Annotated in this window: 3 protein-coding genes and 1 pseudogene; all 4 read right to left on the reverse strand. The window is 48.1% G+C overall.

The features are described from left to right. Nucleotides 1-440: 440 nt before the first annotated feature. Nucleotides 441-1004, reverse strand: a pseudogene (locus ATN88_RS29055) (Ig-like domain-containing protein); the annotation flags it as partial. Further along, nucleotides 941-6211 (reverse strand): cadherin-like domain-containing protein, encoded by a 5271-nt coding sequence (locus ATN88_RS25250; RefSeq protein WP_067420186.1) that lies wholly within the window; start codon nt 6209-6211, stop codon nt 941-943. The gene ATN88_RS25250 and the pseudogene ATN88_RS29055, both read right to left, overlap by 64 nt. Before the next feature lie 107 nt (nt 6212-6318). Next, nucleotides 6319-6633 (reverse strand): immunoglobulin-like domain-containing protein, encoded by a 315-nt coding sequence (locus tag ATN88_RS28720; protein WP_332308978.1) that lies wholly within the window; start codon nt 6631-6633, stop codon nt 6319-6321. Next, the coding region (locus ATN88_RS26285; RefSeq protein ID WP_332308976.1) for an immunoglobulin-like domain-containing protein at nt 6540-8192 on the reverse strand (1653 nt) is incomplete at its 5' end. The genes ATN88_RS26285 and ATN88_RS28720, both read right to left, overlap by 94 nt.

Raw genomic sequence — 8192 nt, forward strand, 5'->3', positions numbered from 1 at the left:
TCGAGAATATAGTTTGCGTCGCCTTTGTCAGACTCTATGAAATCAGAACCCTCAAAGAAATCTCGACCAACAATATTGGTATCGTGCCAGGTAGTGGATGTCCCTGCATTTACGGTGTAATTACCAGAGCCAATACCCAAATCTATGCGATCGTTACTGTCACCAGAGTGAATGGAAAGATCGTCATCATAGACAAAATGAGCGGGTGTAGTTGACGAACCGACAGGACCGAGATTTTCATCTTGATACCCTGAATGCGCTGCTGTTAGCGAGTTTTCCTCAACCCAACTTAAACGATCTTCAGATAGCTGATCTGTCTGTACCTTGCTGAGAGTATAGGTATCAACACCTGGCGTACCTTCATAGTCGTAGCTATCTGGCAGCGTAGGTTCTGGTTCAACAGGCGTACTCTCCTTACCAACAATATCGATATGCACTTTCGCCGTGTCGGTATCGCCGTGTGCATCTTCAACGGTGTACTCAAAGGTAAAGTTGTCGATATCACTTTCTGCCAATTCATCACGATCTGTGGCAGTGAAACTGAACTCACCAGTAACGCCGTTGATGGTGAGCGTTCCTTCATCAAAGACAACAGTTGCTTCGTTGTTTACATAAGTTAGTGTGTTGCCATTAACTTTCGTGATGGAGAAAGTATCACCCTCTGGGTCAACATCATTGCTCAGTAGCGACCCTTGGATGGTTGTCGTTGAATCAAGCGTATTGCCTTCCACGACTTGATAAGCGCCCGACCCATGAACGGTAATCTCGGTAATGACAAAATCAGAAGAGTCACCGCTGTTTCGGTCTCCATCATCTCGTCGTTCTGTCGACTCAAGGACAACACGGTCAAAGGCTTGATCTGAACTGATGTTAATAATGCCAGAATGGCCTGTTTCAAATGAGAAGGTGACTTCATCAATCAGGACATCACCGTCATAAATCAGGTACTTGCCAACTTCACCGCCGTTCTCTGACGCGAACAGACGTGAAATGCCGACATCCATCCTAAAGGTCGGACTAACAAGGTCGATCTCCAGAGCTTCTGAGACATCAAACTCATGGTTGTGCTCAATTTGCTGAGGCGCGCCTTTATCGTCAGCGCGCGCCGAATCAGCAACGCCAATACCTTGGCTGTGGATGTGGACTGAATCCTCTGTAACCAGTTCGCCTTCGGTGACTCTCGCGCCGTTTTCGAGCTTGAATGCCTTGATGGTGAAATAGCCATTGTCATCCAAGTTTTGCCATCCATCCGCACTGCCAGTGGTGAACATCGCCGAAAGGCGTCGTCGTTAGCATCCACAGCGTTAACGACAATTGGGATATTGGCAACGTTTGAGTTGCTCGTGCCATCGGTCACTTGGTAGCTCAAGTTTACTTGACCGTGATAGTCAGGGGTTGGCGTAAAGATAATGCTCTCTAGCGACTCACCATCTTGCAGTTGGTAGTCTTTGGATACGATCGACTCGGCCCCATTTGCAGCTTTAACAACCAACTCAAAATCACCAGCATCTGGGTCATCAAGTTTAAGGCTTCCAATCACGATGCTAAGCGAATCATTTTCAGCATCAGTGTCATTGGTAAGAATATGAGTTACCGGGATGGTGACCGATTCGCCTTCGTCATTGTTGGTCCAGTAAGCGTTACCAACGTTTTGGTGGTCGGTATCATCGCCAGCTTGAGGGGCATCATTTTTGCCATCTATCGTGATCGTCGCTTTCGTTGGCGTGCGAGAAATTTCAGTATCACCGTCATATTCAACGACATCGTAGGTGTAGGTGATAACTTCTTTCTCACCTTCACTTAGGTACTGATAAGCACTTGGGTCAACCTCAAGTTTGCCGTCAACAATTTGAATACCATCAGCCTTACCGCTAGAGAACTGGATATTCTCGGCTTTCAACTCGTCACTGGAATCGCTGTCACTGCTGTTTGCTAGAGGATCGACAACAAACGATTGGTCATCTTCATTGGCTTGTGCCGTTACATCTTCAACAATTGGGGCTTCGTTAACACCGACAATGGTGATTTTGACATTAGCGGTGTCAGTGTCACCTGCAGAATCTTTCACTGTGTACTCAAACTCAAAGGACTGAGCTTCTCCCTTGCTCAGTGAAGCTTGGTTCTTGGCGTCAAATTCAAACGTGCCGTCTGCTTTGATACGAAGTGTACCTTCTGCAAATTCGACGGAGGCAAAGCCGTTGTCGCTAAAGGTGAGAACGGTATTGTTGATTTTTGTAACTGCAAAGCTGTGGCCTTCGGGATCCCCATCATTATCAAGCAGTGAACCATGAGTTGTAGCGTTTGAGTCCAAGGTATTGGTTTCTGTTACCTTGTAAGGTTCGGTATAAACGGAGACGGAAGTGATGGTGAAATCAGACGCGTCACCACTTGTTTTTCCGCTGTCGACTTCATTTACACGCGGTAGGGCTTCAACCACAACGCTTGCGATACCTATCGCTTCGATGGTGATCAGTCCCTTACCACTGCTGCGGTCGCCAAAGTGGAAGGTACCAGACGTAATCTCTTCCCCTTTGTCGTTATAGGCTGTCCATTTGGCTACTTCATGGTTGCCATCACCATGTTCGTTATCGAACAGGCGAGCAACGCCAATTTCAACCTTGTCAGCAACATCAACAAGATCAACCTGAATGGCTTCAGATGTATTGGTGCCATGGTCATATTCAACCTGGTAACCCACGCCGCCAGCATTGTTTTCTCGTGCCTCATCAGCCACACCAATGCCATGGTTTTCGTTGATGTGCTTGGAATCTTCAGTAACCAACTCACCGTCGGTCACTCGTTTACCATCATCACCAATTTTTAACGCTTTGATGGTCAGTACGCCGTTACCATCGAGGTTCTGCCAGCCGTCCTCGCTAGATGTGGTGAACAGAAGCTCAGAACCATCATCAGTGGCATTGACTTCGTTGACGTAGATATGGATGTCGGCACTTTCAAGTGACTTGTTGGTCCCATCCGTCGCGAAGTATTGGATTTGTACTGGTCCGTTGAAGTCTTCATTTGGCGTAAACACCAAGCCAGTGCCATCATCGTTGAATGTAATGGTGCCAGCGTCGCTCGGCACGAGCGTGAAGCTGTCCAAACTTCCTGTACCCCAGACGGAAACTGTCTCGTTTCCATCAGGATCCGTATCGTTTTTCACAATATCGGCAAAGGTGATTTGGATACCGTCTGAATCGCTGTTGTTTACCCAGTATGGTTGAGGGCCATTCACATCGATATTGTCGATATAGCCACCATAGCTGTTCGATACACCCGTGTTACTGAATGACAACGCAATTTCTTGGCTACTGTCAGGTGTGTGGGTGACAGAAATTTCATACCAATCATCGTTATTGCCAGTTTTTAGCTTGATTGAAACAGAACCGTCGTCGGGGATGGGGCTTAGCACGCCATCTTCGACATTGATGAAGTAGGCCTTGTCTCCGAACGTGAAGCTGATATCGCTGTCATCTTCTCTGTGGTTTTCTGGATCTTTCTTACCACTTGGGCGAGGGCGATAGTCGAATTTGAGCGTATATTCTTGTCCCTCAATAACGCCATCACCCGCATCCAACGTGCGGCTGATAGAGACAGATGTATCGCCTTTGCCATGGCTATCTAATTCGGCGTGGCTATCTCCATCAGACGCTTTGCTTCCGCCAACGTTGCCCGTTTGGATCTCAAGGCCGTTCTCAACATCCCAGCCATTGTACTGCTCAATGACTTTCCATTTTCCTTTGTCCAAGATGATTTGGTCAGCATCAGGCGCACTTTCGAACGACTCTTTGAATATTGAACCTGTGTCTTTGAAGTCATTAATGGCGACGGGTGGATTGTCGTTGTCGATGATAAGGGCGTGATCAGCGGCGTAACCAGCCTGTGGTTTGCCATCTACCAGTTGAGCTTCAGCCACTTTTTCAAAGCTGTCTTGGTCAATGCTATTAACACCCGCGACAACGCTTTCGTAGCGCTCGCTGAGATCATCATCTTTTATCGGCACAATGATAACGTCAGACTCGCTTTGTCCTGCGTCGATAGTGACTGACGGAGGAAACGTAAAGTTATCATCAAAGTCGTCAGCAGTAGCATGTCCTAGCCATTTTAGGTTGACGGTCACGCTTTTATCTTGAGGTACTTCTACAGGCTTTCCGTTTATGTCGACAAGCTTGATGGTGAAGTGGATTTCTGCATTGTCAGATTCTGTTACATCGTCAGATGCCTCTACGATAACAAAGACTGTGTCCTCATCGCCGTAGTTGTCGTCACCTTCATCAGAGATAGTGGTGGTGACCGAACCGTCGACTTCTACGCTTTCGTATTTGCGCTCGAAAGCAGCTTGCTGCCCGTCGGTTAGGGAGACGGAGACATTAAAAGACTCGCTGCCTTCTTTGATGTAGTCATCAAGGCTATCGACAGTGATTGTTTCGCCAAGACTTACCGTGGTTGAGGTCCCGCTTTGCGCGTAATCATTAGTTCCATCAGCGTTGGAGAGTTCACCGAAGTTGATCGTCACTCGACCAGAGGCACCGGCAATGATGTCACCGTTGCCGTCAACAAGTTGAGCGACATAGAACGCTTGGCCACCTTCTTCTACGCTATTGGCTTCTTGCGGAATGTCATCCTTGTAGATGATGTTTCCTTGTGCGTCGGCAGCGAACAATTTGACGGTCACTGAATCAGTATCTGCACCGCTTTCATCAGATATGGTTGCCTCTGCAATGGCTTGTGCTTCTTGTGGCTTGCCATCGTTACCCAGTTCGCCTTCGCGGACGATTTCAAAGCTCGACTGAGTGATTTGAGTGACATGGGCTTTGAGGTTTTCTGAACCTTCTTTGAGGTAATCGTCTTTGATGGTAACGGTTAAGCCTTCTGATGTGCTGCTTTCACCACCTTTGATGGTGACGTGGGTAGGCAGGTCATCATAGTCAGAAAAATCGGCAGCATTGCTTGTGCCATTCCAGCTTAGGCGAACGTCTACTGACTCCCCGTTAGGCACTTCGACTGGATCACCATTTGCATCAACGAGTTTGACCGTGTAGGTGATAGTTGCACCATCCTCTTCCGTAACATCGCCAGAACTTTCGATAACGACGAAGACAGTATCGTCGGTATCACGCTCGGTATAATGTTCATCACGAATAATGGTGGTAACTGTGTCTGTGCTGCCCTCAACGTTCTCGTAGGTTTGTTCAAGGGAAGCGATTTGATCACTTGTCAAATCAACCTGAACGGTGAATTCTTCTTTTACCTCTCGATAAAGATCATCTAGTGCTTTAGCTGAAAACTCCTCATTGAGTTTCACTGTGATGGTTTGACCGTTTAAATCAAAATCGACAGACCCATCTTGGTTGCTACCCAAATCAGAGAAAGTGATGTCAACATCTGAATGGTTATCTTCATCAATGACTTTTCCATTGCTATCGACTAGCACTGCTTTATAAACAGCCTCATTGGTGCCGTTCTCAACATCCTCATTGATGCTGTTTTTGCTGACGAGCTTCCCATTCACAACGGCAAAGATTTTGACGGAAACAGTGTCTTCTGCTCCGGGTATTGATTCGTCAACGATGGCATTTTCAACAGAGCTGCTTGCTTCAACGTTTTCGTATGTCTTCGTGATTTTGCCAGTCACCGAGCCTGAATCGATGGAGACAGTAACGGATTCACCAGACTCAGCGAAGTGATCGTCAGTTGCTTTAACTTCGAAGGCTTCGCCAAGCTTGACGGTTTGTTTCTTCACGCCTTGCGTTGAGGTATCGACGTTATTGCTGGTGGCAGTATCATCACTTTCAGTAATCGCAACGTCGACTTTACCTCTAGCTGCCTTATCAATGGTGACTGAACCATCATTAGCTACTGTTGCAAGGATGTCTCCGTTGGACGTTACAGGCAGAGCTATATATTGAACGGTGTCACTGTCGCTATCGCCCTCAGTCAATTGGCTATCTTCAGCTAATTGTGGCAAACCATTTGCGCCCAGAACCAATTTGCCGTCTTTGGCTTGGAAAAGCTTGATGACAACCGTGTCATCGCTGTCTGGAGCTGACTCATCTTCAATTTTTGCGACGGCTTTTGCTTTGCCTTTAGAAGGGATGCCGTCGCTATCAAGTTTGCCTTCGACCACTTTTTCAAAGGAGTCTTGCTTGATGTTTTTGATATGTGCGACGAGCTTTTCTGTTCCTTCGTTCAGGTTGTCATCTTGGACCACAACACTGAATGACTTGCCATATTCTCCACCTTCGATGGTAACCGAACTTGGGAACTCTGAGTCGGCAGTAAAGTCTTCTGATTCTGTGGAACCTTTCCATTTAAGGTTTACGGTAACGGAATCGTTATCAGGACTTTTACTTCAACGCCATTTTTGTCGACGAGTTTGACGGTAAAGGTGATGACAGCACCATCCGCTTCTTCAATCTTCTTGTCACCGTCTATTTCGATAACCGCAAAAACAGTATCGACATCGTCTTTGACATCAGTGGTAACTGTTGCGTTATCTGAATCTAAGTCTTCGAACTGGCCACCACCAGAAACGCCAGTTATTGCAGCCTCTGCGGTGTCAGATTCTTTGTAGACATCGTCGCGATTGACCGTGAAGTTGAACTCCTTAGCACTCTCACCCTCGTTAAAGATGACATCTTTCGTTGAACCATCCGGCAGTTCCACGCTAACAGTGACGCTTCGCCTTTAACTGCCGTTTCTTTTCCGTTGGCATTGAGCAGTTTGACGGTGTAGGTGATCTCACCGCCATCCTCGGAGACTTTTTTGGAAGCGGAAAGCGTTGCGGTGACTGTGTCGCCATTGTCGACCACGTCAGTGGTGACCGAGGTGTCGCCAGCCACTTGCAGGTCTTCCAGCTTGGCGTTGTCGCCCGTCTCGGAGAAGCTGGTGATGCTGTTGGTGATATCACTGGAGACATAGATGTCATCGGCCACCGTGGATTCCACCTCACCAGAGGTTTCATTCGCCTTAATGGTGATGGTCTCGCCGTTAGCCAACGTGACCGTGATGTCGTTGTTCGCGGTGCCGCCTTCCAAGGTAGCGGTATAAGTGATCTTGCCACCTTCATTAACACTGTCAGAGGCAGAGAGTTTGACGGTGACGGTGTCGTTATCATCCACGACCTTGTTAGTGACAGTGCCCGTGGTTTTGATGCTTTCGAAGCTGTTGGCGGAGACATCGGTGATGGTGGCAGAGACGGTGTCGTCGGCTTGCTCATACTCATCATCAGCACGAACATCGACAGTGACTGAGCCCGAGGTGTCACCGGCTTTGATAGTGATGGTCTGCTCGTTGCTCAAGGTGACTGTGATGTCTTCCTTAGCCGCTGAGTCTAAGGTCACGGTGTAGGTGATCGAACCGCCTTCCACGACGTCTTCGCCGTTGGTGGTCGAGCTTAAGGTGAAGGTGGTGGTGTCTTTATCATCCACGACCTTGTTGGTAACCGTCCCTGTGGTCTTGATGCTTTCGAAGCTGTTGGCGGAGACATCGGTGATGGTGGCAGAAACAGTGTCATCGGCTTGCTCATAGACGTCATCAGCACGAACATCGACAGTGACCGAGCCTGAGGTATCACCGGCTTTGATGGTGATGGTCTGCTCGTTGCTCAAGGTGACTGTAATGTCTTCTTTGGCTGCTGCATCTAAAGTCACGGTGTAAGTGATCTTGCCACCTTCCACAACGTCTTCACCGTTAGTGGTTGAGCTTAGGGTGAAGGTGGTGGTGTCATTATCATCCACGACTTTGTTGGTGACAGTGCCCGTGGTTTTGACACTTTCGAAGCTGTTGGCGGAGACATCGGTGATGGTGGTAGAGACAGTGTCATCAGTTTGCTCATACACGTCATCGGCACGGACATCCACCTCGACGTTGCCTGACAGTTCACCTTCCAAAATGGTAACGGTTTTCCCGTTGCTCAAGGTGACCGTGATGTCTTCCTTAGCCGCGGCATCTAAGGTCACGGTGTAAGTGATCTTGCCACCTTCCACAACGTCTTCGCCGTTGGTGGTTGAGCTTAAGGTGAAGGTGGTGGTGTCGTTATCATCCACGACCTTGTTGGTGACAGTGCCCGTGGTTTTGACGCTTTCGAAGCTGTTGGCGGAGACATCGGTGATGGTGGTAGAGACGGTGTCATCGGCTTGCTCATACACATCATCAGCACGGACATCTACCTCGATGTTACCTGACAGTTC

It is taken from the genome of Enterovibrio coralii (assembly GCF_001559595.1).
Taxonomy (GTDB): domain Bacteria; phylum Pseudomonadota; class Gammaproteobacteria; order Enterobacterales; family Vibrionaceae; genus Enterovibrio; species Enterovibrio coralii.